The following is a 25984-nucleotide window of genomic DNA, read 5'->3' on the forward strand; positions in this document are numbered from 1 at the left end:
CGCTTGAGAAGGGTGTCCGTAACCACGACGCCATCCCTAACCCAACAGAGTTGACGGCCCGTTAAACCTTTTCAGGCAAAGAATCGGGGCATGACACGGATACTCCATGTGCTGGACCACAGCCTGCCGATGCAGAGCGGATACACCTTCCGCACCCGCGCGATATTGCGGGCGCAGAAGGCCAGGGGCTGGGAAGTGCGCGGCATTACCGGCCACCGCCACAGTGCAGAGGGTCCGTTGGAGGAAATCGTCGACGGCCTGCATTTCCATCGCACGCCGGGCGAATCGGGCGGAGGCAATCCGCTGCTGCGTGAGTGGCGGGACATTTCCGCCCATGCCGATGCCATCGAGTCGCTGGTGCGGCAATGGCGCCCGGACGTCATCCACGCTCATTCGCCGGTGCTGAACGCCATCGCCGCGCAGAAGGTGGCCAAGCGCCACGGCATCCCGATGATCTACGAAATTCGCGCCTTCTGGGAGGATGCGGCGGTCGGCAACGGCACGGGGACGGAGGGGAGCCCGCGCTATTGGCTGACCCGGCGGCTGGAAACCCATGCGGTGCGCGCCGCCGATGCAGTGGCGGTGATCTGCGAAGGGCTGCGCGGCGATCTGGTTGCGCGGGGGGTCGATGCGGACAAGATCATCGTGTCCCCCAATGGCGTCGATATGGAGCAGTTCGGCACGCCCGTTCCCCGCGATCCGGCGCTGACGAAGAAACTGGGCCTGGAGGGCGCGGATGTCGTCGGCTTCATCGGCAGCTTCTACGATTATGAGGGGCTGGACGACCTGATCGCGGCCCTGCCGAAGCTGGTGCGGGCGCGGCCCAGGGCGAAGCTGCTGCTGGTCGGCGGCGGCCCGTGCGAACAGGCGCTGCGCGATCAGGCCATGGCCTCGCCCTTTGCCGACCATATCGTTTTCGTCGGTAGGGTGCCGCACGATCAGGTCGAGGATTATTACGCACAGGTCGACATATTGGCCTATCCACGCAAGGCAATGCGACTCACCGATCTGGTGACGCCGCTGAAGCCGCTGGAGGCCATGGCGCAGGGCCGTCTGGTCGCGGCCTCGGGGGTTGGCGGCCATTGCGAACTGATCGAGCATGGCGTCACCGGCACGCTGTTCGCGCCTGACAATCCGCCCGCCATGGCCGCTGCGCTGGCCAGGATGTTCGAGGATCGCAGCTTCTGGGACGAGCGCCGGGCAGTGGCGCGGGCGTTCGTGGAGCGCGAGCGTAACTGGTCGTCAAACATTCTTCGTTACGAACCCGTTTATCAGCGGTTGCTGGCGCATCCGCGGCGGGTGCGGGCGGCGGCCTGAAAGGGCGCGGCATGGGGAGGCTGGCAAAGGCGCTGCTGGGCGCGCTGGGGACCGGACTGGTGCTGTTGTCGCTGCCGGTCGGGTTGATCGAGACGGTGGCGGCGTCGAGCGGGCTGAGCGAAGCGCTGCCCGCCGCCGCGCCGCCGCTGGGGATGACGGCACGGCTGCTGCTGGCCGCTTTCGGCGCGATGATGGCGCTGGGGCTGGTCTGGGCCGGGCAAGGGGAAAGGCGCGTCGCCCTGCTGACGCATCAAGAGGAAGGGCGCGTGAACGGCGCCCCAGGAGTGAGCAAAATGGGTTTTGCATTGTCCAAGCTGAACTGGCTGTCGCGCAGCCGGGGCGACCGGGCTTCCGGGGCGGCGCGCCGCCGCGCCGACGCGCATCCCGATGCACCCGCGCGGGCGCCGATCTTCGCCAGCCGGGACTTTGGCGGTCTCGACATTTTCCCGCGCACCGCGCCGGGACGCGAAGAGGCTCAAGCCGAGGTTGAGGCGGAGGAAGCGGCGCCCGCCGCCGGGCTTTCCATCCCCGCCGCGCCTGAAAAGACGATGGAGGAGCGTGCCTTCGCCCGTCTTGAACGCGCCTTCCGGGCGGAAGCGGTCGATGCGGAATATGAGCATGTCACGCAAGCCCCTCAGCCGAAGATCGCGCCCGCGCCGATCACCCATCTGTCGCTGTCCGAACTGACCGAAAGGCTGGAACGCGGCCTTGCCCAGCGCAAGCGGATGGGTCGGCCCGTCTCCGTGCTGGCCGACATGCCCGTGGAAGCTCCCGTGCCGGTGCGCGACCATGTCGAAGAGGGTGTCGATGAAGCCCTGCGCGCCGCGCTCGGAACCTTGCGCAGCATGGCTGGCCGCACCCGCTGAAGGAGCAGGCCGCTCACCAATCCTCGATGGTGAGCGCCGATATGTCGATCCATTCGCCGCCCGGCGTTGCGTGGTTGTCGTCGATGCTGATGTCGGCGACGAAATGGCCGGTCAGGCTCCATTCCGCCTCCTCGATTCCTGCGATGAAGGCCGCGCGCCGCGCCGCCGCGTCGGGACCGGCGAGGAGAAGCGCGACGACATGGCGCCGTCCCTGAAACAGGGCGCTGGCCCAGGGGCGGCTGGTGGCCCGCTCCACCGTGACGGGCGCTCCCGCCCGCTCCAGCAATTGCGCCAGCAGCCGGGGCAGGGGATCGCGCCCCGCCGTCGCCCGCCCCCCATTGCGCAGCCTATGGCCGCCTGTGTTGATGTCGATGCTTGTCATTGGCCCGCGCTCCTGCGATATTCGTTCATGAAATGTTCCACACGTCTTTTCATCCTGGCCCCCGGTTCGCGACCCCTGCGCAGGTCGAACACCAGACGCGGATCGCGAACGCTCTCCCGGCCGAATCTGGTCGCCGCAATGCCGTTTTCCCGCAGAAATTTCTCGACGGCGCGAAGCAACATTCCCCTGTTTCTCCTCTCATGATGCGATTCGCCCGGTGCGAATCCGCAGGTCCATTCCTATCTCTTACCCTATTTCCTACTTGTCTAGGAAAAATCCTAGCGTTAAGGATGACGCATGATCGGTGATGGAGAAGATCCGCGAATCGTGCTGGAACGGCTGATTGCCGAGCGGGGGGAGAATTATGCCGATCTTTCCCGCCTGCTGAATCGCAATCCGGCCTATATCCAGCAGTTCATCAAGCGCGGCACGCCCCGCAAGCTGGATGAGGAAGACCGCCGCGTGCTGGCCCGCTATTTCGGCGTGGCGGAGGATAGGCTGGGCGGTCCCGTAGCCCGCGCCGCCCCGCCGATGAAGACGCGCTCCCTTCCGGCAGTGGTGCCCGTGCCGCGCCTGTCGCTGGGGGCGTCGGCGGGGCCGGGATCGCTGGATGAGGATGAGCGGACGACCGGGGTGATGGCTTTCGACGCCAACTGGTTGCGTCATCTGGGCGTGCGGCCGCAGAAGGTGTCGATCATCCGCGTCGACGGCGAATCCATGGCGCCGACGCTGAATGACGGCGACGAGATCATGGTCGATCATGACGATGACGCGACTCGATTGCGCGATGGCGTCTATGTGTTGCGGCTCGACGGCGTGCTGATGGTGAAGCGGGTGGCGATGGGGCCGCGCCGGGGGCTGTTTTCGGTCCTCAGCGACAATCCCCATTATCCCGACTGGATCGATATCGACCCGGCGCTGGTTGTGATCGTCGGACGGGTGGTATGGACCGGGCGGCGCTTGATTTAGGAGGGCGAGGCATTGAACGACAATGACGGGGTCATCGGCAAGGCTGCCGAATGGCGCGGCGCCCGCATGGCGCTGGCGACCGTGGTGTCGACCTGGGGCTCCGCGCCCCGGCCGCGCGGCAGTCATATGATCGTGCACGAGGATGGCCGGTTCGAAGGCAGCATTTCGGGCGGCTGCGTCGAAACCGACGTGCTGCAACGCGCCGCCGAGGTGATCGCCGGGCGTCCGGCGCATCTCGAACATTATGGCGTGGCCGACGGCGACGCGTGGGCGGTGGGCTTGCCCTGCGGCGGGAAGATCAGCGTGCTGGTCCAGCCGGTGGGCGCGGACGGATTCGACCCGGTGCTGTTCGATCGGATCGCGGCGGAAAGCGGGCAGGGCAGGGCGCTCACCCTCTCGACCGATCTGGAAAGCGGCGTGACGCGGGAAGGCATCATCGATGGGCGGTTCAACAATCGCTACGATCCCCCGCGCCGGGTGTTGATCGTGGGCGCGGTGCAGATCGCGCAATCCTTGAGCGCGCTCGCCCAGACCATCGGCGTCACCCCGGTCATCATCGACCCGCGCGGCCGATTTCTGACGGAGGAGCGGTTTCCCGGCGTCGTGCTGGACGACCGCTGGCCCGATGAGGCGGTCGCCGCCCGCTCCCCCGGTGAATCGACCGCCGTGGTGACGCTGAGCCACGACATCAAGATCGACGATCCGGCCCTGGCGGCGGCGCTGCGCGCGCCCACGGGCTATATCGCGGCGCTGGGATCGCGCAAAAGCCATGCCGCCCGACTGGAACGGCTGGCCGGGGAGGGCTTTTCAGCGGAGGATCTGGCGCGGATCGACGGCCCCGCCGGACTGGACATCGGCGCTGTCGGCGCGGCGGAGATCGCCCTTTCCATCGCGGCGGGCATGGTCGCGGGTTTCAACGCCCGGCGTTAGAGCAAGCTGCGCTCAATCAGACGCGAGCCGCTTGCTCACCTCCTTTGGTGTCGCATCGTTTTTTACGAAAAACCGGTGTCCATTTTTTCGCACGATGCTTTAGATCGGTCGTACCGCGATTTCTTAACCGGCAATCGATTCCGGTCGCTTCGGAATCGCTCTAACAGCACTTCCCCCCATTTTTCCCGCCATAGCGCGCTTCCTGCCGCTCGCGGAAAAAGGCGATCCGGTCCATTGGCGCGCGCTCGGGGTGGTGTTCGGCCATATGCCGCAGATAGGCGTCATAGTCCGGCATCCCGACCATCATGCGCGCCATCTGCCGCAGCCGGTGGAGAAACAGGCTCATTCCGCCGGGACCAGTTGCGCCGGGATTTCCCGGGCGGTGGGCGCCGCCACCTTCCGCGCGGCCAGGCAGGTGCGGACGGTGAAGAACAGCACCGCCAGCACCACGAACAGGAAGATCGCGACCAGCCCGGCGTCGACCCGGTCGTTGAAGATGATCGCCTCCATCTCCGCCATCGACTTGGCGGGCGCCAGCACTTCGCCCTGGGCCGCCGCCGTGCTGAACTTCGCCGCATGGGCCAGGAAGCCCACCGCAATATCCGCCGAGAACAGTTTCAGGAAGCCGGCCGACAGGGTGCAGATCAACAGCCATGCGGTCGGGATCATCGTGACCCAGGCGAACCTGTCCTGCTTCATCCGGAACAGCACCGCCGTCCCCAGCATCAGCGCCATGGCGGCGAGCATCTGATTGGAAATGCCGAACACCGGCCAGAGCGTGTTCACACCGCCCAACGGATCGGTGACGCCCTGATAGAGGAAGAAGCCCCAGGCCGCGACGGTCAGGGCCGTGGCGACGATGCCCGGCGCCATGCTCTTCGTCTCCTTGAAACTCGGCACCGCCAGCGCGATCAGGTCCTGCAACATGAAGCGCCCGGCGCGTGTCCCCGCGTCCACCGCGGTCAGGATGAACAGCGCCTCGAAGAGAATGGCGAAATGATACCAGAAGGCTTTCATCGCCGGACCGCCCACGACATGGGAGAAAATCTCCGCCATCGCCACAGCCAGGGTCGGCGCGCCGCCCGCACGGGAGATGATGCTGTGCTCGCCCACATCCTTCGCGGTTTGCAGGATCAGATCGGGGGTGACCGGGAAGCCCATCGCCGTCACCGCCGCGGCCGCGCTTGCCGCATCCTTGCCGATCACCGCTGCCGGGCTGTTCATCGTGAAATAGACGCCCGGATCGAGGATCGATGCGCCCACCAGCGCCATGATCGCCACGAACGCCTCCATCAGCATCGCGCCATAGCCGATCATCGGCGCATGGGCTTCGCTGGCGATCAGCTTGGGCGTGGTGCCGCTGGCGATCAGTGCATGGAAGCCCGACACCGCCCCGCAGGCGATGGTGATGAACAGGAAGGGAAACAGTCCGCCCGACCAGACGGGGCCATTGCCGTTCGCAAACTGGGTGACGGCATGCATTTTGAGCGGCGGCGCCATGATGACGATGCCGATGGCCAGCGCGGCAATCGCCCCGATCTTGAGGAAGGTCGACAGATAATCGCGCGGCGCCAGCAACAGCCACACCGGCAGCACGGAGGCCACCGCGCCATAGCCGATCAGGATCCAGCAAAGCTGCAACGGCGTGAAGGTGAAGATCGGACCCCAGACCGGCGACAGGGATATGCTCTGCCCATAGATGATCGCCGCCAGCAGCCCGACCAGCCCCAGCAGCGACACTTCGCCGATCCGCCCCGGCCTGATCCAGCGCGTATAGGCGCCCATCACCATCGCCAGTGGCACCGTCGCCGCCACGGTGAACATGCCCCAGGGGCTTTCCGCCAAGGCTTTCACCACGATCAGCGCCAGCACGGCGAGGATGATGATCATGATCATGAAGGCGCCGAACAGCGCAATGGTGCCCGCGACCTGCCCCATTTCCATGCGGATCAGTTCGCCCAGCGACTTGCCGTCGCGACGCATGGAGATGAAGAGGACCATGAAGTCCTGCACCGCCCCCGCCAGCACCACGCCCGCGATGATCCAGAGCGTGCCGGGCAGATAACCCATCTGTGCCGCCAGTACTGGTCCCACCAGCGGTCCCGCGCCCGCAATCGCCGCGAAATGATGACCGAACAGCACCGTCCGGTCAGTGGCGACATAGTCCAGCCCATCGGCCCGCCGGATCGCCGGGGTGGCCCGTGACGGGTCCAGTCGCATCACAGTCCGCGCGATGTAGAGCGCATAATAGCGATAGGCGACGAGGAAGCTGCTGACCGCCGCCACCACGATCCACAGTGCATTGACCGCTTCGCCGCGCGACACGGCCACGACCGACAGCGCCGCCGCGCCGACAATGGCGATCAGAATCCATGGGATATGTCGGGTCATCGCTCTCTCAGGTCGCCTCTCTGTCTGACGGCGGCCACAGTAAGGCCACGCGATGCAAAGACAATCGTCTCTTATCGGCCAAGGTCGAGACATCCCTGCGATCGTCAGCCGGCTTTCGCTGGAATGACGGGCTTAACGGCTGGAATCCGACTGGAACGGCCAATTCATGGTCCCGCTCGCCCACAACGCCCACCAGATGATGACGGGCTGCAACGCCAGCCGGGGGCCATGATACCACCAGCTCAAATGCACGCCGCCCAATGCGATGTCGCTCAACGCATGGTGGAAATTGGCGGGCCAGACACATAGCGCGTAGAGCGCCAGCCCGATGCCCGCCGCCTTGCGCAGCGGCGGAAGCATCAATCCAGCGGCGCCCGCAATCTCCGCTGCGCCGGTCAGCGCGACGACCAGTTCCGGCGCGGGCACCCAGTCAGGCGTGATCGCGACGAAACCGCCGGGCCGGGTCAGATGCGCGACCCCGGCCAACCCATAGGCCGCCGCCAGAACCATCCGCGCGATCCGTCTTCCCCGGCCTTCCGGCGGCGCGCGGTCGATTGTCATCCAAGCTCCAGTTCCGCCTCATTCTCTCCGTCCCACATATGGGCGCGTTCGGCGTGGACCTTTATCATGACAAGGCCGGGCGTGTCCGGTCCTTCCTGGAACCAGCCCTGCAAATCGCTGTTCCAATGCGCTTCGAATTCTTCGCGGTCGCGGATCAGGTCGGCGCGTCCTTCGACCGCGATGAACAGCGGGTGTTGCTTGAGCAAGCCGGTTCGCCCCTGAAAGGACAGGCCGACCCGCGGGTCGCGCTCTATATCCTTCACCATCAGCGTGTCTTCGGTGGTGAAATAAAAGCTGTCGCCTCCATAGGCGACGTCCTGATTGTTGCTCATCGGGCGGGCGCCGATCTGGCCGCCGTCCGCATGGGTCGACAGCATCGCGAAATCAATGTCCTTCATCTTCTCCGCCAGGCTGGCGAGCGTCAATTGCATCATCGTCCACTCTCCTTTTCCTATCATGCGCAAACGCATGAAATCCCTGGCGGCTCCCGGAGGATTCGCCTTGAGCATGAAAAGAACATATCATGAACAAATATCCTCGATTCGTATGGAGAAAGCGCCGTGGAAAACCGTTCCACCCAGACCCTCTTCCGCCTGTTCTACGCGCTGAAGCCCGCCCCGCTGATCGCGCGCCAGACCGATTATTTCGCGGAAACCATTGCGTGTGGCGTCCGGCGCGTCGCCGTCGAGCATCAGCATGTCACGCTGGCGATCACCTGCGATTATGACGACTATCCCTATGCCGTCATCAAGGCGTTGGTGCGTGCGGGAACGGGGGTGATGGCCGAACCCTTCGACCTGCGGCTGGACCAGCTCAGCATCGGCAATCGCTCCGCCGCCTTGCGTCCCTCGCAGGGCGTGTCGCTGCTGAACGCGCTTCAGAAGGCGATCGCGGCGGGCATGAAAGGGGCAGGGGTGATGTCACGCCCCGGCTGGAGCTTCAGCCCGCACCAGACCTTGTTCTACCGCGACGGCCGGCCGGAACAGCGGAGGGTCGAAGGCTTTAGCTGGCATGTCGACCAGTTCATGCTGGTGTGCAGCCATGTCGGCCGCACCCGTCATGAAACGCTGGCGACCTGGCGGTTGAACGGCAGCGGGCAATATGACCTGTTCGATGCGTTCAGCGCTTGCGCACGAACTCCGCGCGCAGCACCAGCCCCTTGATGCCCTCATGCCGGCAATCGATTTCCTGCGGATCGCCGGTCAGCCGGATCGATTTGATCAGCGTCCCGCGCTTGAGCGTCTGGCCCGCGCCCTTGACGACCAGATCCTTGATCAGCGTGACCTGATCGCCATCGGCCAGCAGATTGCCGACCGCGTCGCGGACCTCGACCGTATCGGCGGCGCCGGCTTTGGCTGCCGCCTCGGCCGCGCTGATCCATTCGCCGCTTGCTTCATCATAGACATAATCGTCGTCGGGCATGGCGGCCTAACCTTGCGTCACGCTTTCCAGCACGGCGGCGCGCAGTTCGGGCAATCCCATGCCCTTCTCGCTCGACGTGGCGATGATGTCGGGATGCGCGGCGGGACGCTTGCGGATCGCCTCGGCGACGGCTTGCTTCACCTCGGTCAGATGGCTGGCCTTCACCTTGTCGGCCTTGGTCAGCACGATGCGATAGCTGACCGCCGCCGCGTCCAGCATGTCGAGAATGTCGGTATCGACATCCTTGATGCCATGGCGGCTGTCGATCAGCACCAAGGCCCGCTTCAACTTCGGCCGCCCGCGCAGATAGTCGTTCACCAGGAAACGCCATTTGCGCACCATGTCCTTGGGCGCGCGGGCATAGCCATAGCCCGGCATGTCGACGAGGCGGAACCGCAGCGGATCGCCCACGTCGAAGAAGTTCAGCTCCTGCGTCCGCCCCGGCGTGTTCGAGGTGCGGGCAAGGCCATTGCGGTTGGTCAGCGCATTCAGCAGCGAGGACTTGCCGACATTGGACCGCCCCGCAAAGGCGACCTCGTTCACCGCCATGTCGGGCAGGAATTTGAGGTCGGGCGCGGATTTGAGGAAGGCGATGGGGCCGGCAAAGACCTTGCGCGCTTCCTCGATCAGTTCGGCGGTTTCCTGTTCAGTCACGTCACTTGCAGCCTTATTTCGCGGTCGCCGCGCTCAGCTGCGGGTGGCGCTTGTAGAGGAACCACTGCTGCAACATCGACAGGCAGTTGTTGGTGATCCAGTAAACCAGCAGGCCCGCCGCGAAGGGTGCCATGATGAACATCATCATCCACGGCATGATCGCGAACACCTGCTGCTGCATCGGGTCCATCTGCGCCGGGTTCAGCTTGAACTGGAAATACATGCTGATGCCGAGCAGCAGCGCCAGCAGGCCGATGCCGAGGAAGGCAGGCGGCGTGAAGGGCAACAGGCCGAAAAGATTGACGATGTGCAGCGGATCGGGCGCGGAAAGATCCTTGATCCACAGCACGAAGGGCTGGTGCCGCATTTCGATGGTGAGCTGCAACACCTTGTACAGCGCGAAGAAGATCGGGATCTGGATGAAGATCGGCAGGCAGCCCGCGAGCGGGTTCACCTTCTCCTTCTTGTACAGCTCCATCATCTCCTGCTGGAGCTTCTGCTTGTCGTCCTTATGCTTCTCTTGCAGCGCCTTCATCTTGGGCTGCACGGCGCGCATCGCGGCCATGCTGGCGAACTGGCGCTGGGCAACGGGGAACATCAGGCCACGGACCACGAAGGTCAGGCAGATGATCGCCACGCCAAAATTGCCGATGACCGTGAACAACCAGTGCAGCAGCGCGAAGATCGGCTGTTCGAACCAGTAGAACCAGCCCCAGTCAATGGCGCGGTCGAACAGCGGAACGCCCGCCCGCTCATAGGCTTGCAGCGTCTTCACTTCCTTGGCGCCGACGAACAGGCGGTTGGTCTGCGTCACTGCCTTACCCGGCGCGATCATGATCGGCGCCAGTGCGAAGTCGGTCTGATATTGCGTGCCGTCGCCCTTGCGCATCTGGGCGTTGAAGGCGGCCTTCTGGTCGGGCACCAGCGCGGAGAGCCAATATTTGTCGGTGAAGCCGATCCAGCCGCCGGTCGACTGGAAGCTCTGGCTGGACGGACCCTTGGCCAGATCCTTGTAATTCACGTCATAATTGGCCGCGCCGTTGAACACGCCCATCGGACCGACATGGATCGTCCAGGTGTCGGGATCGACGGAGGGATGCGCCCGGCTGACATAGCCATAGCTCTTGATGCCCACCGCGCCGGTGCCGCTGTTCGACACCTTCTGCTGCGCCGTGATCATGTAATTTTCGTCGATGGCATAGCGGATTTCGAAGGTCTGGCCCGCACCGTTGTTCCACGTCAGCGTGACGGGGCTGGTCGGGGTCAATTCCTTGGCAGAGGCCGTCCACACGGCGTTATTGTCGGGCGTCTTGACCCCTTCGCCCTGCCAGCCGAAGCCCGCGAAATAGGCGTCCTTCGTACCCGACGGGCTATAGAGGCGGATCGCGGCCGAATCCTTGGCAATGGTTTCCTTGTAGGTCGGCAGCACGATGTCATCGATGCGCGCGCCCTTCAGGTTGATGGAGCCGGTGATCTTGGGCGTGCGGATCGCCACGCGCGGGCTGTCCTTCAGGACCAGCGCCAGATCGCGGATCGCGGCGGGGCCTTCGGCGGCCGGGGCGGAGCCCGAGGGAGTGAGCGGGGTCGTCTTCCCACCCTCGATCTTGGTCGCCGGCGGGCTGGCGGGGAAGAAATGCTTGGCGACATAGGGCCAGCCGAACAGGATCGCCGCAGTCAGCAGCACCGCCAGGATGATATTCTTCTTGTCGTCCACGCTTGTCGGCTCCGCCGTATCTTTTGAAATCTGTGTCAGGGGACCGGGTCGTAACCCGAACCGCCCCATGGGTGGCATCGCATTAGCCGCTTCGAGGCCAGCCAGCTACCCTTCACCGCACCATATTTGCGGATCGCCTGAATCGCATATTCGGAACAGGAGGGGGCATAGCGGCAGCTGGGCGGCAAAATGCGCGAGGGGCCAAGTTGCCAGAAGCGCGCGATCAGGATGAGGATGCGGCCGATCATGGCTTTGCCGCGCCTGTCGGGGGCGCGTTGGCTGGGGCCTTGCGCTGTCCCTTGGAGGAACCGCGCCTTCGCGGCGGCGCTTCGCCGACCGGGCGGCTCATCACCTTACCGAGCGCCTTTTCCATCTCGGAGCGGAGCAGGCCGAAATCGCGCTCGATGCCCTCGGAACGGCCGATCAGCACATGGTCGGCCCCCGGTACGCCATGGACCGGCAGCAGTTCGCGCGCGAGAACGCGAAAACGGCGCTTCATCCGGTTACGGACGACAGCGCCGCCAATCTTCTTCGTGACCGTGATGCCATAACGCATCGCCGGATCGCCGTCGCCACGTTCGCGCACCAGCAGGACAAAGCCGGGCATGGGCGCGCGCCGCCCACGATTCGCCGCCAGGAAATCAGCGCGCTTGCCCATCACGGCAGGCGCGCCGGTCAGCGGCGCGTCGTTCAGGCGCTGAGGCTCTTGCGGCCGCGCGAACGGCGGGCGCGGATCACGTTGCGACCGCCGGGGGTCGCCATGCGAGCGCGGAAACCGTGACGGCGCTTCCGAACCAGATTGCTCGGCTGATAGGTGCGCTTCATCGTTCATTCCTCAAAAAACTAAAAGAATCGGGCGTGACAAAAAAGGGCCGCTGGTCAAGCGGCCGCATGTCAGGGGGCGTCCGATAGGCAAAAGGCGATCCCGAGTCAATGGCGCAGGTGGCGGTGTCGGCGCTTATTTCCCGCGCGCCGAGGCTACCGCCGTCTTCAGCGCATCATAGCCGGCCGCGCCGTTCAGCACCTGATCGCCGATCACGAAAGTCGGCGTGCCGCTGGCCTGCAATTTCTGGGCAAGGCCGATATTGGACTGGATTTCGTCATTATAGGTGGTGCTGGCGATGGCCGCCTGCGCCGCTTTGGCGTCGATCCCGACCTTGGCGGCCGCCGCCAGGATCGTTTCCCGCGTCACCTTGCCCGCTGCATAGAGCGCGCGGTGATAGGGCATATATTGGTTCTTCTCCGCCGCCAGCAGCGACACCTTGGCCGCGTCGATGCTGGCATCCGACAGGATCGGCAGCTCGCGATAGACGACCTTGACCCGCTTGTCCTCACCCACCAGCCGGGCGAGATCGGGCAGCGACGCCCGGCAATAGCCGCAGGCATAATCGAAAAACTCCACCACCGTCACATCACCCTCGGCGGCGCCCTCCCAGGCACCGGCATAGGGTGTTTCGATGGTCTTGCGGCTGGCCTCGATGGTGCCCGCCATCCGCTTGGCCTGCAATTTCTCGACCGCCTGCGGAATGATCTCGGGATGTTCCAAGATATAGTCGTGGACGATCTGCTCGATCGCCGCCTTGTCGGTGGCATCGACGCGGCTGGTACTCTGGGTGCCGAGCGCGGCGCCGGTCGCGGTCGCGGCGATAAAGGCGAAAACGCCAAGGGTCATGAGGACGGTCCTGTTGGAAAGCGCCGCGCGAAAGCCGGGGCGCGAGGGATGGGTCATTTCTTCTTTCGCTTCTGCTCGACGGCGGCGCGGGAAACCATCGCGATATCCTGCGCGCGCAGATAGTCAACCGTGCCGGGCTTCAATCCCTGCATCGCGGCGTCGGCGCTGCGCAGCGCCATCTGGTCCTGCCCCATCATCGAATAGCGCTCCGCCGTCGCCAGCGCCGCACGGGGAATGTCGCCGCGATGTTCATAGACGACGCCCAATTGATACCAGGCGAAGGGGTTTTCCCGATCCCGCGCAATGGCGTTGCGCAGCACCTTCTCCGCCTCGGCGAAGTTCGCGTCATCCTCGGTCGCGATCAGGGCATGGCCCAACAGCGTCGCGATCAACGGCTGATTGGTGAGCTGCACCGCCTCACGCAAAGGCGGGATGGCGTCGGCGGGCTTGCCGCTTTCCAGCAGCACCTGACCCTTAAGCTCCAGAAAATAGGGATCGTGCGGCGCAGCGGTCAGCAGCGCGTCGACCTCGCTCATCGCCTTGTCGGGATAGGCGCTTTTGTGCCAGGCATAGGCGCGGGCATAGTGCGCCGGGATCGACTGGTCGCTTTCCGGATATTTGATAAGGGTCTGATTGGGTTCCGACACGAAGCCGATCAGCTTCGCCTTGATCCGCTCGAACCGCGCCTCCAGCTTGGGGTCCATCGGCTTGTCCCAGGCCGGATCGGCCGAATAGACCTCGCGCAGCACATTGATGCGCTCGCCCGACAAGGGGTGGGTGCGGCCGTAGCTGTCATCCTGCGGGATGGCGAGGCGATATTCCTGATTTTGCAGTTTCTTGAAGAATTCCAGACTGCCCTTGCCGGAAACCCCCGCCTTGCTCAGATAGCGTGCGCCGGCAAGGTCGGCGGAACTTTCCTGCGCGCGGGAAAAGGCAAGGAACTTGCCCATCGCCGCCGACTGGCCCATGCCCAATATGCCCATGCCGGCTTCCGCGCCGCCCGCCGCGATGGCGGCGGCACCGAGCACCAGGCTGAGCAGGGTGATGCCGGTCGCTTCCTTCATCCCCTCGGCGGAGCGGATGACATGGCCGCCCTCTATATGGCCGAGTTCGTGGGCGACCACGCCCTGCACCTGGTTCACATTGTCGGCGGCGGCAATCAGGCCGCTATGCACCCAGACATATTGGCCGCCCGCGACGAAGGCGTTGATTTCCGGGTCGTTGATGACAAGCACCTGGACATTGCGCGGGTCCATGCCCGCCGCCTTCACCAAAGGCCCGGACATGTCGGCCATGAAGGCCTCGGTTTCCGCGTCGCGCAGGATCTGCTGCGCCGCCGCCGGTTGCGCCATCAGGGCAAGCGAAGCCATGGCGATCGCGGCGATGCGAAGCCAGCGGGCTTTCATGCGAAAAGGGTTCGGCATGCGAAAGTGGCTGGGGGCAGGGGATGAGGCTGCATCGCTAACGGTAAATGCCTTGAACGGGATGAACGGTGAATGAAAGGGTTATGGAGCCTTTTGAGCGGAAGGTCCAATAGCGGCTTGGGGTGGATGCTCGCCATTACCGATACCGTCATGCTGAACCGGTTTCAGCATCCATCGTGCCGCGCCGCCGGCTTAATCAGGGAAATGGACCCTGAAACAAGTTCAGGGTGACGATTGCGGCGAGTTCCGCCGACGGTCGTGCATGGCCGAAAATTCTCACGCCAGCGTCAAAAGAAAAGCGCCGCCGTCTTGCCGATCAAACCGGCAAGACGGCGGCGCTTTCATGGCGTTTCAGCCGTTTTTACTGGCCGAAGGTGCGTTGCCACCAGCCGCGACGCGGGGTGCCGTCATCCTCGGTCGCGCCGTCCGCTTCGGTATCGCCGTTCACCGTGATCGCTTCGCCGTTTTCCGCAGGCGCTTCGGCGGGAGCCTCGATCGCCGGAGCGGCTTCGGCAGCAGCGACGGCAGCTTCCTCGACCACCGGATCGGCCTTCTTGCGGCGTGTGCGCTTGGGCTTGGCCGGAGCTTCCTCGGCAACCGGCCCGGCTTCGGCGGCCGCGGCTTCCTCCGCCACCGGCTCCACCTTCTTGCGGCGGGTGCGCTTGGGCTTGACCGGTGCCTCCTCGGCAGCGGCTTCGGCGGCGGGAGCCTCCGCGACCGGCGCTGCGACCGGAGCCTCCGCCTCGACAGCCTCGGCGGCGGGGGCAGCGGCTTCCTTGGCCTTGCGGGCGCGGGGGCGGCGGCGCGTCTTGGGCGCTTCTTCCTCGACCGGGGCTTCGGCAGCCTCGGCCACCGGCTCGGCGACCGCTGCTTCGACCTCGACAGCCTCTACCGCTTCGTCGCTGGCGACGGAGCCTTCGGTCACGGTCTCCTCGGCCACGCCTTCCGCCTCACGACGGCGGCGTCCACCGCGGCGGCCGCGGCGGCCACGGCGGCGGCCTTCGCCTTCACCGTCGGCGCTAGCCTCCACCGGTGCGGCTTCGGCTTCACCTTCGTCGCCCTCGGCCTCATCCTCTGCGGCTTCGACGTCTTCGCCAGCCTCGCCTTCGGCGTGAGCCGCGGCGTGCTCGTCACGCTGACCACCGCGACGGCGACGGCGACGACGGCGACGACGACCGCCTTCGCGGTCCTCCCCGCGCTCGCCCCGTTCCTCATGCGCGGCTTCGACTTCCTCGACCTCTTCCTCGTCCAGCTCTTCGACGATATCGAGATCATCCTCTTCCTCGACGATCGGCGTATAGTCGACCACCCGCTCCGGCCGTGGTCCGCTGGCCTCGACCGACATGCGCGCGCCCTCGATCTCGCCATCGGGCAGGATCGCGATGCGAACGCCATAGCGGCTTTCGATCTCGTCCAGTTCGCGGCGCTTGTTGTTGAGGACGTAGAAGGCCGCTTCCTGGCTCGCCCGCAGCGTGATGAGGGAGCCGCGACCGCGCGCCGCTTCCTCTTCCAGCATGCGCAGCGCGCCCAGGCCCGCCGACGAAGCGGTGCGGACCAGGCCGGTGCCTTCGCAGTGCGGGCACTGGCGGGTCGACGCTTCGAGAACGCCGGTGCGCAGGCGCTGGCGGCTCATTTCCATCAGGCCGAAGCCCGAAATGCGGCCGACCTGGATGCGGGCGCGATCGTCCTTCAGCGCCTCCTTCATCGCCTTCTCGACCTTCCGGATGTTGGAGTTCATCTCCATGTCGATAAAGTCGATGACGACAAGGCCAGCCATGTCGCGCAGGCGCAACTGGCGGGCGATTTCGCGGGCGGCTTCGAGGTTGGTGGCGACGGCGGTCTGCTCGATGCCATGCTCGCGGGTCGACCGGCCCGAGTTGATGTCGATCGACACCAGCGCCTCGGTCGGGTTGATGACCAGATAGCCACCGGATTTCAACTGCACGACGGGATTGTACATCGCCGCCAACTGATCCTCGACACTGGCGCGCTGGAACAGCGACACCGCATCGGCATATTGCTTCACCCGGCGCGCATGGCTGGGCATCAGCAGCTTCATGAAGTCCTTGGCCGCCTTATAGCCATATTCGCCCTCGACGATGACTTCCTCGATATCCTTGTTGTAGATATCGCGGATCGCCCGCTTGATGAGGTCGCTGTCATTGTGGATCAGCGCGGGGGCGTCGGACTTCAGCGTCTTTTCGCGGATTTCGTCCCACAGGCGGGCGAGATAATCGAAGTCGCGCTTGATCTCCGGCTTGGTGCGCTGGAGGCCCGCCGTGCGGACGATGCAGCCCATGGTCGAGGGCAACGCCATCTCCGCGATGATCGACTTCAACCGCTTGCGGTCGGCAGCGTTTGAAATCTTGCGCGAAATCCCGCCGCCATGCGACGTGTTCGGCATCAGCACGCAATAGCGGCCCGCGAGCGACAGATAGGTGGTCAGTGCCGCGCCCTTGTTGCCGCGCTCCTCCTTGACGACCTGCACCAGCAGCACCTGGCGGCGCTTGATGACATCCTGAATCTTGTAGCGGCGGCGCAGCGCCATGCGCTTGCGGCGCAGTTCGTCGGCGGCCTCGTCGCCCTTGCCGCGACGACCACGACCCCGGTTGCCGTTCTCGGCACCTTCGCCATTTTCGCCTTCGGCATGCTCCTCATCGTCATGATGATGGGTTGCCTCAACGACTTCCAGCCCGCCGTCGGAGGTGCCGGCATGATCGTCTTCATCATCATAGTCGGCGCGCAGCGCGGCCTCTTCCTCGGCATGCTCGCGCTCTTCGCGCAGCAGCGCTTCGCGGTCCTCGCGCGGGATCTGGTAATAGTCCGGGTGGATTTCGCTGAAAGCAAGGAAACCGTGGCGATTGCCGCCATAATCGACGAAGGCCGCCTGGAGCGAAGGTTCTACGCGAGTAACCTTGGCGAGGTAGATATTGCCCTTGAGCTGCTTGTGCTCGGCCGATTCGAAGTCGAATTCCTCGATCCGGTTACCCTTGACGACCGCGACCCGGGTTTCTTCCCGGTGGCGCGCATCGATCAGCATACGCATTGTCATTTATTGTTCTCCGGCGTGGGCGGCCAGCGGCACTGGGCCGGGCGGCCACGCGATAGCAGGGGGGCGGCGCGAGTTGCTGCATCGCCCGGTTTTGTTGAAAAAGCTGCGTGTCTGCTGCCGGGGCAGGGCCGGACCATGTGCCGGACACCACCAACCACGCCGCATCGCCCGGAACCGGGTTCAGCGTGGATTGGAATTCATGCCTCATGCAGCGTCAACCTGTTCGTACATCGTGTCGGACGCTTGAGCGGCCGCCGATGCCATCGTGAAATGCCTCAAAGGGCCGGCGCACAATATGGGCAAGCCTTTCAGGAATATGAATGGGTAGCAGTCAAAATGCAAAGGAGCAACGGCCCCCTGAAATATTGTTGCCTGCGCGGCGCTGCTTAATCTCAACATGATGAAGGCGACGTTAACCTTGTCCTTCCCGGTCGAAGAAGCCGGTGCATAACGCGCAATTCCGTGCGAAAATATGGCTGGACGGCCAAGGGCGGCGCGTTGCACAAGCGGCGCATGATCCCAAGCCTTGCGCTCGCGAGCCTGCTTTTTTCAGGTGCGCCCGGTCACGCCGGCGGCATGACCGCGCTCATGCCGATCGGCGATTGGCGGGGGCTGCGTTTCGATGCGCCCGCCCAAATGGCGCCGCGTCCGGCCCGACGGGTCCACAGCATCACCGTGCCGATCCCGCCGGTGGCCCGCGGCGTGGCGCTGCCGCCGGTGGAAGGGCCGCGCGATGCCTCCCGCCCGTTGGTGGTGATCGATGCGGGGCATGGCGGTCATGATCCGGGCGCGATCAATCGCGTCAATGGCGAGCGTGAAAAGGACGTGACTCTGGCCATTGCGCGGGCGATCCGCGACCGGCTGCTGCAGTCGGGCAGGGTGCGCGTGGCGCTGACCCGCGACGACGACCATTTCCTGGTGCTGCAGGAACGCTATGGCATTGCCCGCATGCTCAATGCCGATCTGTTCATCTCGATCCACGCCGATTCGGCGGACAATGACGCAGCGCGTGGCGCGACCGTCTATACCCTGTCCGAAACCGCGTCCGACCGCGAGGCGGCCCGGCTGGCGGCGCGGGAGAACAAGGCGGATGTGCTGAACGGCGTCAATCTGGGCGGCCAGTCGGAAGAGGTGTCGTCGATCCTCATCGACCTGACGCAGCGGGAATCGATGAACATCTCCGTCGCCTTCGCCCGGCTGTTGCAGCGCGAGGGCGCGCCCTATGTGCCGTTCCGCGGCACGGCGCACCGGTTCGCCTCGCTGATCGTGTTGAAGGCGCCCGACACGCCTTCGGTGCTGTTCGAGACCGGCTATATCTCCAACACGGAGGACGCGGCTTTCCTGGCGTCGAAGGAAGGGCAGGCCAATATCGCCAAGGGCGTGGCCCGGGCCATCGACGTGCATTTCGCGCGCAGACGCGCGCTGCGCGAGGGCGGGGCAGGCGGTTAGTCGATCCGCTCTGGCGCTAGGCGCAATTTCACCCTAGAGCCTCGGACATCATGGAAGAGGCTCGCCCAGAAAACGCCGCATCGTCCTTCACCCAGCGCCTGCGCCGGGGCGTGAGCGGACTTCGGCAAAGTGTCCATCCGCATTGGGAGCGCCGCTGGTTCCGCTGGATCGCGATCGGGTTGGGCGGACTGCTGCTTGCCTACGGGCTCTTCTGGCTGATCTTTGCGCGCGGCCTGCCCGACGCGTCGACGCTGCTCAACTATGAGCCGCCGCTGCCCACCATCGTGCGCGACGTCGATGGCCAGCCGGTCCACAGCTATGCCCGCGAACGGCGCGTCCAGCTGCAATATAGCGATTATCCGCCGCTGCTGATCCACGCCTATCTGTCGGCGGAGGACAAGACCTTCTTCGAACATCATGGTGTCGACCTGACCGGCCTGGCCGGCGCGGTCGTCGACTATGCGACCAAGATCGGTTCGGGCCAGCGCGCCCGTGGCGGCTCCACCATCACCCAGCAGGTGGCGAAGAATCTGCTGATCGGCGACGAATATTCCCCCACGCGCAAGGTGAAGGAAATGATCCTCGCCTACCGCATGGAGGGGGTGCTGTCGAAGCAGCAGATTCTGGAGCTCTATCTCAACCAGATTTTCCTCGGCCGCAACGCCTATGGCGTGCAGGCGGCGGCGCGCGCCTATTTCGACAAGGATGTGGCCGACCTCAAGCTGCACGAAATGGCCTATCTGGCGATCCTGCCCAAGGGACCTGCCAATTACCGCCCGGAAAGCGCCACCGGTCATGCCCGCGCGCTGGATCGCCGCAACTGGGCGCTGGGCGAAATGTACAAAAATGGCTGGATCACCAAGGCGCAGCGGGACGAGGCGCTGGCCCAGCCGCTGGGCACCGTGTCCTCCCATGGTTCCAGCTTCGACGCCCGCGCCGGTGGCTATTATATGGAAGAGGTGCGCCGCCGCCTGATCCAGCTTTTCGGGGAAAAGGCGGAGGATGGCCCCAACAGCGTCTATGCCGGCGGCCTCTGGGTCCGCAGCCCCTATGATCCGAAGATGCAGGATCTGACGGCGACGGCGCTGCGCAACGGCCTGCTGCGCTTCGACGCGGGCAAGGGCTGGTCCGGCCCGATCGGCAGGGTCGACATGGATCGCGGCTGGGAGCGGGAACTGGCCGCCAGCTATATCGACGTCGATTATGCCGGATGGCGCGTCGCGGCCCTCATCGACCGGGGTTCGTCCTCGGCGCGGATCGGTTTTTCCGACGGCTCGACCGGAACCCTGCCCGCCGGATCGGCGCAACTGCCCTATCGCAAGACCGGCGGTCCGGCCTTTGCCGCGATGAAGCCCGGCGACCTGATCGTGGTGGCGCGCAACGGCCAGGAATGGGCGTTGCGCAACATCCCCGAAGTGTCCGGGGGCATGGTGGTGGAGGAAACCCATTCGGGCCGCGTTCACGCCATGCAGGGCGGGTTCGACAGCCGCCTGTCCTCCTATAACCGCGCGACGCAGGCGATGCGCCAGCCCGGATCGACGATCAAGCCCTTCGTCTATGCCGCCGCGCTGGACAATGGCATGACGCCCGCCTCGATCATCGTCGACGGGCCGCTGTGCGTCTATCAGGGCGCGGGCCTGGGCCAGAAATGCTTCCGCAACTTCTCCGGCGGCAGCGCCGGCCCCCAGACCATGCGCTGGGGTGTTGAACAGTCCCGCAACCTGATGACCGTGCGCGCCGCCAGCCAGACCGGCATGGATCGCGTCGTGCGCACGATCAAGGCGATGGGGATCGGCGACTATCAGCCCTATCTGTCCTTCGCGCTGGGCGCGGGCGAGACCACGGTGGAGCGGATGGTGAACGCCTATGCGATGCTCGCCAATCAGGGGCGGCAACTGACCCCCAAGCTGATGGATTATGTGCAGGACCGGCATGGCAAGGTGATCTGGCCGCAGCGCTGGCGCGCCTGCGACGGGTGCAACATGGCGAACTGGGACGGCAAGCCGATGCCGCGCTTCGGTTTCGAGGGCAAGCAGGTGATGAACCCCATGACCGCCTATCAGGTCGTGCACATTGCCGAGGGCGTGATCCAGCGCGGCACGGCGACGATGCTGGCCGACCTGAAGCGCCCGCTGTTCGGCAAGACCGGCACCACCAACGGTCCCACCAATGTCTGGTTCGTCGGCGGATCGCCCGATCTCGTCGCGGGCGTGTATATCGGCTACGACCAGCCGCGCAGCCTGGGGGGCTGGGCGCAGGGCGGCCGCGTCGCCGCGCCGATCTGGAAGGCGGCGATGGCGCCGGTGCTGGAAACCATGCCGAAAACGCCCTTCGTGGCGCCGGCGGGCATCCGCATGGTCACGATCGACCGTCGCTCGGGCAAGCGCGTCTATGGCGTCTGGCCGACCGACGAGCCGAAGCCCGCCGTGATCTGGGAAGCGTTCAAGCCCGAATCCGAGCCGCGCCGCTCGATCCGCAAGGAAGAGGTCGCCGCCCAGGACAAGGCCGCCGCCCGCGTTGAAGCCGCCGTCCAGCGCCACCAGCGCACGGACAGCGATTTCCTGCAGGATCAGGGCGGGATTTATTGACGTCCGCGACCGCTTGGGCGGGAAGCTGCTTTTTGCTACCCTCCCGGCGATTGCCCGGTAAAGCCGGTTTTCCTTGACGCGCGCGCCGCGCCGCAAGAAAGGACCGCATCAAGACCGTTCGCGCCGCAGGCGTGAAATTTGGAGAACAGACCATGCGCGCCGAAGCGCAGCAATATATCGACCGCATCGACGCCGCGCTGGACCTGCTGCGCCGCTTCCTGGACTGGGACCGCGCGCTGCGTCGCCTTGACGAGTTGAACGCCCGCGTCGAGGATCCGACGCTCTGGGACAATCAGAAGCTGGCGCAGGAAGTGATGCGGGAACGTACCCGGCTGGACGCCGCCATCGGCGCCACCCGCGCGATCGACAGCGAAAAGACCGACACCGCCGAACTCATCGAAATGGCCGAGGCCGAGGGCGATGAGGATATGGTGAGCGAAGCCATTTCCTCGCTGAAGGCCTTGGCCGACCGCGCGGATGAGGACAAGATCAAGGCGCTGTTGGCGGGGGAGGCCGATGCCAGCGACACCTATCTGGAAATCCATGCCGGCGCGGGCGGCACCGAAAGCCAGGACTGGGCCGAAATGCTCAGCCGCATGTACCGCCGCTGGGCGGAACGGCGCGGCTACAAGGTGGAACTGGTCGATTATCAGGCAGGCGATCAGGCGGGCATCAAGTCCGCGACCTTCCTGTTCAAGGGCGAGAACGCCTATGGCTATGCCAAGACCGAAAGTGGCGTGCACCGGCTGGTCCGCATCAGCCCCTATGACAGTTCGGCGCGGCGCCACACCAGCTTCTCGTCGGTCTGGGTTTATCCGGTGATCGACGACAATATCGAGATCGAGGTCAATGAAAGCGACCTCAAGATCGATACCTACCGCGCATCCGGTGCCGGTGGACAGCACGTCAACACCACGGATTCCGCGGTCCGCATCACCCACGTTCCCTCAGGCATCATCGTCGCCAGCCAGAATGACCGTTCGCAGCACAAGAACCGCGCGACGGCCATGAACATGCTGAAGGCGCGCCTGTACGAAGCCGAGCTGCGCCGCCGCGAGGAAGCCGCGTCGGGTGAATATCAGGCCAAGACCGAGATCGGTTGGGGCCATCAAATCCGTTCCTACGTCCTCCAGCCCTATCAGCTGGTGAAGGATTTGCGCACCGGCGTCACCTCCACCTCGCCCGACGATGTGCTGGACGGCGCGCTCGATCCCTTCATGGCCGCCGCGCTCAGTCAGAAGGTCACGGGCGAGAAGGTCGATGTGGAGGATGTCGACTGATGAAAAGTCCGGCGTGGGCGGCCGGCATCCTGACCGGATGCCTGCTGCTGGCGGGTTGCGGCCCCTTTTCGTCGGACAAGAATAGCGACCGCCCGGCGGCAGTCCGCGCCTTCCCGCGCGCCGACCGCCCGGTGGCGCCCATCGTTTCCACCCGCTGGTCGAGCGAAGAGGCCCGCGACCGGGTGAACGAGGCAGAGGACATCATGAACCGCGCGGGCATCCGGCCCGGCATGACCGTGGCCGACATCGGCGCGGGCGAAGGCTATTATACGGTGCGCCTCGCCAACCGGGTCGGGGACAAGGGCCGCGTGCTGGCCGAGGACATCATGCCCGAGGTGATCGAGGCATTGAGCCGCCGCATCACGCGGGAGGACTGGCGCAATGTCAGCGTCAAGCTGGGCGCGCCGGAAAATCCCCGGCTGCCCGAAAACAGCTTCGACCGCATCTTCATGGTCCATATGTATCATGAGATCGCAGAGCCTTATGCCTTTCTCTGGAACCTCAGCCCGGCGCTGAAGCCCGATGGCGAGCTGATCGTGGTGGACGCCAACCGGCCGACCGACCAGCACGGCACGCCGCCGCGCCTGCTTGCCTGCGAACTGGCGGCGATGGGTTTCCGGCTAGAAGAACTGGTGCCCAAGCCGACGGCGGGCGGCTATTTCGCGCGTTTCAAACGAGTCGCCGCGCGGCCGGACCCGAGTGCCATCGTCCCCTGCGCGCTGCGGAACTGATCGCTTCCGTCAGTCTGCCCTTCCCTTTGCGCCCCATCTGGTTAATGCGCATTCGGTGGGCGCTTTTGGTCTGTTGTGGTGAATGGCCTTCGGGGGAGGGGCGGGAATGGCTGACCTGACGCAGCGGCGGCACGATCCGCGCCACAAGATGTTCGAGCCGGTGGCGCTGCGCTTCGGCGGCATGGCGGCGCGGGCGCATTTCCTGGACCTGTCCTGCTCGGGCGCGCTCGCCCATTGCGAAACCCCGCCCGTGGCCGGCACCTTCCTGACCGTCGAGGCATTGCGGCAGGCGGCCAGCGGACAGGTGATGTGGGCCAATGGCAAGCGTTTCGGCATCCAGTTCAGCGAGCCTTTGACCCCGGCGGTGATGACCGTCTGGATCGAGGGGCACTGACCGGCTTCACCCCCTTTGCCGCCATTTGCGCAGCACCGCCATGCCCAGAAATCCCCCGGCGACCAGCGCCGCGATCGCCCCGCCGGCCGTCGCAAGCGCCCAGGCGCCGGCCGCCAGCAGCCCGGTCAGGAAATCGACGATGATCAGCGTCAGATGGATCATAACGATAGGAAAACGGTTCTATTGCCCGAGTTCCTTCGCCTCCTGATATTTCAGCTCAAGAAAGCGATTCTGCACCGCCAGCTTGTCGAGATCGCCGCTCGCCAGATTTTCGCTCATCCGCGCGATTTCCGCGTCGATCACGTTCAGTCCTTCGATCAGCTGCTTTTCCGGCACGCGGCCGTTGCGTACCTCGCGGCGCAGCGGTTCGGGGATGGATTGATAGCCGGTGACGAGTTCGGGCAGATGATCGGCCAGCAGCTTGCGGATTTCCTGCGCTGCCGGGTCCTGCTCTCCCAGCCGTTCGAGCTGCGGCGCCAGCGTCTCCAGCTTGACGCCGATGCTGTCGACCAGCGTGACGGCGGGGGCGGGGAGGGCCTTGCGCTGGTTTTCCAGCCAGATTTCGGTCTGCAACGGCAAAGCGGTGAGCGCGGTGCCCGCCAGCGTCTCGGTCCTGACGCGCTTTTCGCCGGGCAGCGCCCCGATCAGCAGTACCGCCGCCAGCATGACGCCCAGCGCGATCATCACACCGGTCGTGCCGATGGGGGCGACGAAGCCAGCTATAATACTCGCCACCAGCACCGCGACGATGGCCCAGAAAGCATATTTGACTTTCCGCATCAGCGCCGCGTTGCGCCGCTGCCGCGCCCGTGCCGTCAGGCTCTGGCCGCGCTCGCTATGGCGGCGCAGCACGGCCTCCGCATCGGCCAGTACGCGGTCGGACCGGCTCATCGCATCACGCCTCGATCGAACTCAGCAACGGATTGTCGGCGCGGGCCTGTTGCGCGGCCTGGGCCTGCCCCTCGGCGCGGGCGATATAGCCCTTGGACTTTTCGACCTCGTTCGACAGCGTGGTCACCGTCGTCTTCATATTCTCCAGCGCCTTCATCTTGAACGTGTCGATATTGTCCATCGTGTCGTAGATATTCTGGAAGGCGCGTTGCAGCGTCTCGATGGGAATGGTGCTGGACGCGGCCTGCTCGTGGATCTGGGCGGTCTGGGTCTTGAGCATCTCGCCGGTCGAATCGATCATGTTCGCGGTCGTGGTGTTGAGCGCGGTGATCTGTTCCAGCACGAGGCGTTGCCCCACCAGCGCCTGCGCCACGGTGACGGCGGTGCGCAAGGCCGCGACGGTGGTGGTGCTGGCGCGGTCCACGCCCTTCACCAACTCGACATTGTTCTTCTTCACCAGATCGAGCGCCAGATAACCTTGCACCGTCACCGCCATTTGCGTCAGCAGGTCCTGCGTGCGCTGGCGAATATAGAAAAGCGCGCTCTCCCGGATCGCCTTCGCCTTGGCCGGATCGGTCGACTCCAGTTCCAGCGCCTTCGATTCCAGCCGGGCGTCGAGCGTCTTGGAGATATGGATCATCTGCTCCAGACGGCCCATCGTCTGCCACATATTCTGCCGTTCGACATCGATGGCGGCGTTGTCCTTGATCAGCACGTCCTTGCCGCTGGCGAGGGAGCCGAGGATCGAATTGATGTGGCTCTGCGCGCTTTTATAGCTGTCGAAATAGTCGCGCATCCGGTTGCCGAAAGGGATGAGGCCGAACAGCTTCTTCGGCGCGGTCAGGCTGCCGCGCTTGCCCGGATCGAGATCCTCGATGGTCCGGCGCAGTTCGGCGAGGTCGACGCCGACTTTATTGTCGCTGTCCATCGCGCGCACCGGGCGGTCGAGGAAGCGGTTCGAATGGCCGGCAGCCTCCGCAATCTCCTTGCGCCCCATATTGGTGAGCTGGTCGACCCGCTGGCCGAATTCCGGCGAATTGGCGTCCTGCGCGACGAGATCGTCGACGAAGGCATCGACCTTCTCGTCCAGTCTGGAGCGCTTCTCATCGTCCAGCGGCACCAGTCCCGCCGCCTTTTCGGGCGCGACCGGCGGCACCGGATCGGGTGGCGTCAGATTGAGTGGGTCGGCGGTGGCGGTCGGCGCGGTCGAAGCCATATCATCTCTCAAGGACGGTCAGGATTGGCACTGTTATATGTATATAGAACAGTCCGGCTGCAAGCCTCCGTCACACGCTAA

28 protein-coding genes are annotated in these 25984 nt (G+C 65.0%); 10 read left to right on the forward strand and 18 right to left on the reverse strand.

From position 1 onward, the window contains the following. Positions 1-90 precede the first annotated feature (90 nt). Entirely contained in the window at positions 91-1317 is a 1227-nt protein-coding gene (locus tag F7P65_RS04180; protein WP_150290506.1) for a TIGR04063 family PEP-CTERM/XrtA system glycosyltransferase, read from the forward strand. A gap of 11 nt (positions 1318-1328) precedes the next feature. After that, positions 1329-2183: a hypothetical protein gene (locus tag F7P65_RS04185; protein WP_150290507.1), complete on the forward strand. Its 855-nt coding sequence runs from the start codon at positions 1329-1331 to the stop codon at positions 2181-2183. Between the two features lie 13 nt (positions 2184-2196). Here F7P65_RS04185 and F7P65_RS04190 read toward each other — a convergent pair whose 3' ends face one another. Both F7P65_RS04190 and F7P65_RS04195 read right to left on the reverse strand, forming a co-directional pair. After that, complete coding sequence (locus F7P65_RS04190; protein WP_150290508.1) at positions 2197-2565, reverse strand: hypothetical protein; 369 nt, start codon at positions 2563-2565, stop codon at positions 2197-2199. Next, a complete protein-coding gene (locus F7P65_RS04195) occupies positions 2562-2747 on the reverse strand; it encodes a hypothetical protein (protein WP_150290509.1) in 186 nt (61 codons plus the stop codon). Before F7P65_RS04195 ends, F7P65_RS04190 begins: the two co-directional genes overlap by 4 nt. A gap of 115 nt (positions 2748-2862) precedes the next feature. Between F7P65_RS04195 and F7P65_RS04200 the strand changes: the two genes are divergently transcribed. Together F7P65_RS04200 and F7P65_RS04205 are read left to right on the forward strand one after the other, a co-directional pair. After that, positions 2863-3534, forward strand: a complete 672-nt coding sequence (locus F7P65_RS04200; protein WP_150290510.1) for a S24 family peptidase — start codon at positions 2863-2865, stop codon at positions 3532-3534. A gap of 12 nt (positions 3535-3546) precedes the next feature. Further along, positions 3547-4464 carry an XdhC family protein gene (locus F7P65_RS04205; RefSeq protein WP_150290511.1) on the forward strand — a complete coding sequence of 306 codons (918 nt, stop codon included), beginning with the start codon at positions 3547-3549 and terminating at the stop codon, positions 4462-4464. A gap of 160 nt (positions 4465-4624) precedes the next feature. On the opposite strand, the gene F7P65_RS04210 is transcribed toward F7P65_RS04205, so the two are convergent. The 4 genes from F7P65_RS04210 to F7P65_RS04225 all read right to left on the reverse strand — a co-directional run bounded on the left by F7P65_RS04210 (position 4625) and on the right by F7P65_RS04225 (position 7850). Further along, positions 4625-4810 carry a YbdD/YjiX family protein gene (locus F7P65_RS04210; RefSeq protein WP_150290512.1) on the reverse strand — a complete coding sequence of 62 codons (186 nt, stop codon included), beginning with the start codon at positions 4808-4810 and terminating at the stop codon, positions 4625-4627. Continuing rightward, the gene (locus F7P65_RS04215) at positions 4807-6855 is read right to left on the reverse strand and encodes a carbon starvation CstA family protein (protein WP_150290513.1); all 2049 of its coding nucleotides are present in this window, start codon (positions 6853-6855) and stop codon (positions 4807-4809) included. Before F7P65_RS04215 ends, F7P65_RS04210 begins: the two co-directional genes overlap by 4 nt. A gap of 132 nt (positions 6856-6987) precedes the next feature. Further along, positions 6988-7416, reverse strand: a complete 429-nt coding sequence (locus tag F7P65_RS04220; protein WP_205451915.1) for a DoxX family protein — start codon at positions 7414-7416, stop codon at positions 6988-6990. After that, complete coding sequence (locus tag F7P65_RS04225; protein WP_150290514.1) at positions 7413-7850, reverse strand: pyridoxamine 5'-phosphate oxidase family protein; 438 nt, start codon at positions 7848-7850, stop codon at positions 7413-7415. The genes F7P65_RS04220 and F7P65_RS04225 overlap by 4 nt, the downstream gene beginning before the upstream one ends. A 126-nt stretch (positions 7851-7976) precedes the next feature. On the opposite strand from F7P65_RS04225, the gene F7P65_RS04230 reads away from it, so the two are divergent. After that, positions 7977-8579 carry a 2'-5' RNA ligase family protein gene (locus tag F7P65_RS04230; RefSeq protein WP_240334198.1) on the forward strand — a complete coding sequence of 201 codons (603 nt, stop codon included), beginning with the start codon at positions 7977-7979 and terminating at the stop codon, positions 8577-8579. On the opposite strand, the gene F7P65_RS04235 is transcribed toward F7P65_RS04230, so the two are convergent. The 9 genes from F7P65_RS04235 to F7P65_RS04275 all read right to left on the reverse strand — a co-directional run bounded on the left by F7P65_RS04235 (position 8536) and on the right by F7P65_RS04275 (position 17354). Beyond that, positions 8536-8838, reverse strand: a complete 303-nt coding sequence (locus F7P65_RS04235; RefSeq protein ID WP_150290516.1) for an alkylphosphonate utilization protein — start codon at positions 8836-8838, stop codon at positions 8536-8538. The genes F7P65_RS04230 and F7P65_RS04235 overlap by 44 nt on opposite strands. 6 nt (positions 8839-8844) lie before the next feature. Next, on the reverse strand, positions 8845-9492 hold the full coding sequence (gene yihA / locus F7P65_RS04240) for a ribosome biogenesis GTP-binding protein YihA/YsxC (RefSeq protein ID WP_150290517.1): 648 nt from the start codon (positions 9490-9492) through the stop codon (positions 8845-8847). A gap of 13 nt (positions 9493-9505) precedes the next feature. After that, positions 9506-11206, reverse strand: coding sequence for a membrane protein insertase YidC (yidC, locus tag F7P65_RS04245; RefSeq protein WP_150290518.1), 1701 nt, complete (start codon positions 11204-11206; stop codon positions 9506-9508). A 35-nt stretch (positions 11207-11241) separates the two neighbouring features. Continuing rightward, positions 11242-11454 (reverse strand): membrane protein insertion efficiency factor YidD, encoded by a 213-nt coding sequence (gene yidD / locus F7P65_RS04250; RefSeq protein WP_150290519.1) that lies wholly within the window; start codon positions 11452-11454, stop codon positions 11242-11244. Further along, a complete protein-coding gene (gene rnpA / locus F7P65_RS04255; protein WP_150290520.1) occupies positions 11451-11864 on the reverse strand; it encodes a ribonuclease P protein component in 414 nt (137 codons plus the stop codon). The genes yidD and rnpA overlap by 4 nt, the downstream gene beginning before the upstream one ends. A 32-nt stretch (positions 11865-11896) precedes the next feature. After that, positions 11897-12031 (reverse strand): 50S ribosomal protein L34, encoded by a 135-nt coding sequence (rpmH, locus tag F7P65_RS04260; protein ID WP_013848777.1) that lies wholly within the window; start codon positions 12029-12031, stop codon positions 11897-11899. A gap of 133 nt (positions 12032-12164) precedes the next feature. Continuing rightward, complete coding sequence (locus F7P65_RS04265) at positions 12165-12935, reverse strand: DsbA family protein (protein ID WP_150290521.1); 771 nt, start codon at positions 12933-12935, stop codon at positions 12165-12167. Further along, a complete protein-coding gene (locus F7P65_RS04270; RefSeq protein WP_476749601.1) occupies positions 12932-14284 on the reverse strand; it encodes a M48 family metalloprotease in 1353 nt (450 codons plus the stop codon). The genes F7P65_RS04265 and F7P65_RS04270 overlap by 4 nt, the downstream gene beginning before the upstream one ends. 379 nt (positions 14285-14663) lie before the next feature. Continuing rightward, positions 14664-17354, reverse strand: coding sequence for an Rne/Rng family ribonuclease (locus F7P65_RS04275; RefSeq protein ID WP_240334199.1), 2691 nt, complete (start codon positions 17352-17354; stop codon positions 14664-14666). 513 nt (positions 17355-17867) lie between these two features. On the opposite strand from F7P65_RS04275, the gene F7P65_RS04280 reads away from it, so the two are divergent. The 5 genes from F7P65_RS04280 to F7P65_RS04300 all read left to right on the forward strand — a co-directional run bounded on the left by F7P65_RS04280 (position 17868) and on the right by F7P65_RS04300 (position 23796). Then, positions 17868-18803, forward strand: a complete 936-nt coding sequence (locus tag F7P65_RS04280) for an N-acetylmuramoyl-L-alanine amidase family protein (RefSeq protein ID WP_150290523.1) — start codon at positions 17868-17870, stop codon at positions 18801-18803. 50 nt (positions 18804-18853) lie between these two features. Beyond that, positions 18854-21391, forward strand: a complete 2538-nt coding sequence (locus F7P65_RS04285; RefSeq protein ID WP_150290524.1) for a penicillin-binding protein 1A — start codon at positions 18854-18856, stop codon at positions 21389-21391. Between the two features lie 152 nt (positions 21392-21543). Further along, on the forward strand, positions 21544-22671 hold the full coding sequence (gene prfB / locus F7P65_RS04290) for a peptide chain release factor 2 (RefSeq protein ID WP_150290525.1): 1128 nt from the start codon (positions 21544-21546) through the stop codon (positions 22669-22671). After that, the gene (locus F7P65_RS04295; protein WP_150290526.1) at positions 22671-23402 is read left to right on the forward strand and encodes a class I SAM-dependent methyltransferase; all 732 of its coding nucleotides are present in this window, start codon (positions 22671-22673) and stop codon (positions 23400-23402) included. The genes prfB and F7P65_RS04295 overlap by 1 nt, the downstream gene beginning before the upstream one ends. Positions 23403-23508: 106 nt before the next feature. Further along, positions 23509-23796, forward strand: a complete 288-nt coding sequence (locus F7P65_RS04300) for a PilZ domain-containing protein (RefSeq protein WP_150290527.1) — start codon at positions 23509-23511, stop codon at positions 23794-23796. Between the two features lie 6 nt (positions 23797-23802). On the opposite strand, the gene F7P65_RS21955 is transcribed toward F7P65_RS04300, so the two are convergent. From F7P65_RS21955 to F7P65_RS04310, 3 genes are read right to left on the reverse strand one after another with little or no spacing between them, the layout of a single operon-like run. Next, a complete protein-coding gene (locus F7P65_RS21955) occupies positions 23803-23958 on the reverse strand; it encodes a hypothetical protein (protein ID WP_162854523.1) in 156 nt (51 codons plus the stop codon). A gap of 18 nt (positions 23959-23976) precedes the next feature. Further along, entirely contained in the window at positions 23977-24687 is a 711-nt protein-coding gene (locus F7P65_RS04305; protein WP_150290528.1) for a hypothetical protein, read from the reverse strand. Between the two features lie 4 nt (positions 24688-24691). Beyond that, positions 24692-25903 (reverse strand): toxic anion resistance protein, encoded by a 1212-nt coding sequence (locus F7P65_RS04310; protein ID WP_150290529.1) that lies wholly within the window; start codon positions 25901-25903, stop codon positions 24692-24694. Positions 25904-25984 lie beyond the last annotated feature (81 nt).

Source organism: Sphingobium estronivorans (assembly GCF_008692605.1).
In the GTDB taxonomy this organism is placed as follows: domain Bacteria; phylum Pseudomonadota; class Alphaproteobacteria; order Sphingomonadales; family Sphingomonadaceae; genus Sphingobium; species Sphingobium estronivorans.

Excerpts from the sequence above, each read along its gene's own strand:
- F7P65_RS04180 (WP_150290506.1), top strand. The coding sequence starts at position 91 with ATGACACGGATACTCCATGTGCTGGACCACAGCCTGCCGATGCAGAGC.
- F7P65_RS04185 (WP_150290507.1), top strand. The coding sequence starts at position 1,329 with ATGGGGAGGCTGGCAAAGGCGCTGCTGGGCGCGCTGGGGACCGGACTG.
- F7P65_RS04190 (WP_150290508.1), bottom strand. The coding sequence starts at position 2,565 with ATGACAAGCATCGACATCAACACAGGCGGCCATAGGCTGCGCAATGGG.
- F7P65_RS04195 (WP_150290509.1), bottom strand. The coding sequence starts at position 2,747 with ATGTTGCTTCGCGCCGTCGAGAAATTTCTGCGGGAAAACGGCATTGCG.
- F7P65_RS04200 (WP_150290510.1), top strand. The coding sequence starts at position 2,863 with ATGATCGGTGATGGAGAAGATCCGCGAATCGTGCTGGAACGGCTGATT.
- F7P65_RS04210 (WP_150290512.1), bottom strand. The coding sequence starts at position 4,810 with ATGAGCCTGTTTCTCCACCGGCTGCGGCAGATGGCGCGCATGATGGTC.
- F7P65_RS04215 (WP_150290513.1), bottom strand. The coding sequence starts at position 6,855 with ATGACCCGACATATCCCATGGATTCTGATCGCCATTGTCGGCGCGGCG.
- F7P65_RS04220 (WP_205451915.1), bottom strand. The coding sequence starts at position 7,416 with ATGACAATCGACCGCGCGCCGCCGGAAGGCCGGGGAAGACGGATCGCG.
- F7P65_RS04225 (WP_150290514.1), bottom strand. The coding sequence starts at position 7,850 with ATGATGCAATTGACGCTCGCCAGCCTGGCGGAGAAGATGAAGGACATT.
- F7P65_RS04235 (WP_150290516.1), bottom strand. The coding sequence starts at position 8,838 with ATGCCCGACGACGATTATGTCTATGATGAAGCAAGCGGCGAATGGATC.
- yidD (WP_150290519.1), bottom strand. The coding sequence starts at position 11,454 with ATGATCGGCCGCATCCTCATCCTGATCGCGCGCTTCTGGCAACTTGGC.
- rnpA (WP_150290520.1), bottom strand. The coding sequence starts at position 11,864 with ATGGGCAAGCGCGCTGATTTCCTGGCGGCGAATCGTGGGCGGCGCGCG.
- rpmH (WP_013848777.1), bottom strand. The coding sequence starts at position 12,031 with ATGAAGCGCACCTATCAGCCGAGCAATCTGGTTCGGAAGCGCCGTCAC.
- F7P65_RS04265 (WP_150290521.1), bottom strand. The coding sequence starts at position 12,935 with ATGACCCATCCCTCGCGCCCCGGCTTTCGCGCGGCGCTTTCCAACAGG.
- F7P65_RS04270 (WP_476749601.1), bottom strand. The coding sequence starts at position 14,284 with ATGAAAGCCCGCTGGCTTCGCATCGCCGCGATCGCCATGGCTTCGCTT.
- F7P65_RS04275 (WP_240334199.1), bottom strand. The coding sequence starts at position 17,354 with ATGACAATGCGTATGCTGATCGATGCGCGCCACCGGGAAGAAACCCGG.
- F7P65_RS04280 (WP_150290523.1), top strand. The coding sequence starts at position 17,868 with ATGATCCCAAGCCTTGCGCTCGCGAGCCTGCTTTTTTCAGGTGCGCCC.
- F7P65_RS04285 (WP_150290524.1), top strand. The coding sequence starts at position 18,854 with ATGGAAGAGGCTCGCCCAGAAAACGCCGCATCGTCCTTCACCCAGCGC.
- prfB (WP_150290525.1), top strand. The coding sequence starts at position 21,544 with ATGCGCGCCGAAGCGCAGCAATATATCGACCGCATCGACGCCGCGCTG.
- F7P65_RS04295 (WP_150290526.1), top strand. The coding sequence starts at position 22,671 with ATGAAAAGTCCGGCGTGGGCGGCCGGCATCCTGACCGGATGCCTGCTG.
- F7P65_RS04300 (WP_150290527.1), top strand. The coding sequence starts at position 23,509 with ATGGCTGACCTGACGCAGCGGCGGCACGATCCGCGCCACAAGATGTTC.
- F7P65_RS21955 (WP_162854523.1), bottom strand. The coding sequence starts at position 23,958 with ATGATCCATCTGACGCTGATCATCGTCGATTTCCTGACCGGGCTGCTG.
- F7P65_RS04305 (WP_150290528.1), bottom strand. The coding sequence starts at position 24,687 with ATGAGCCGGTCCGACCGCGTACTGGCCGATGCGGAGGCCGTGCTGCGC.
- F7P65_RS04310 (WP_150290529.1), bottom strand. The coding sequence starts at position 25,903 with ATGGCTTCGACCGCGCCGACCGCCACCGCCGACCCACTCAATCTGACG.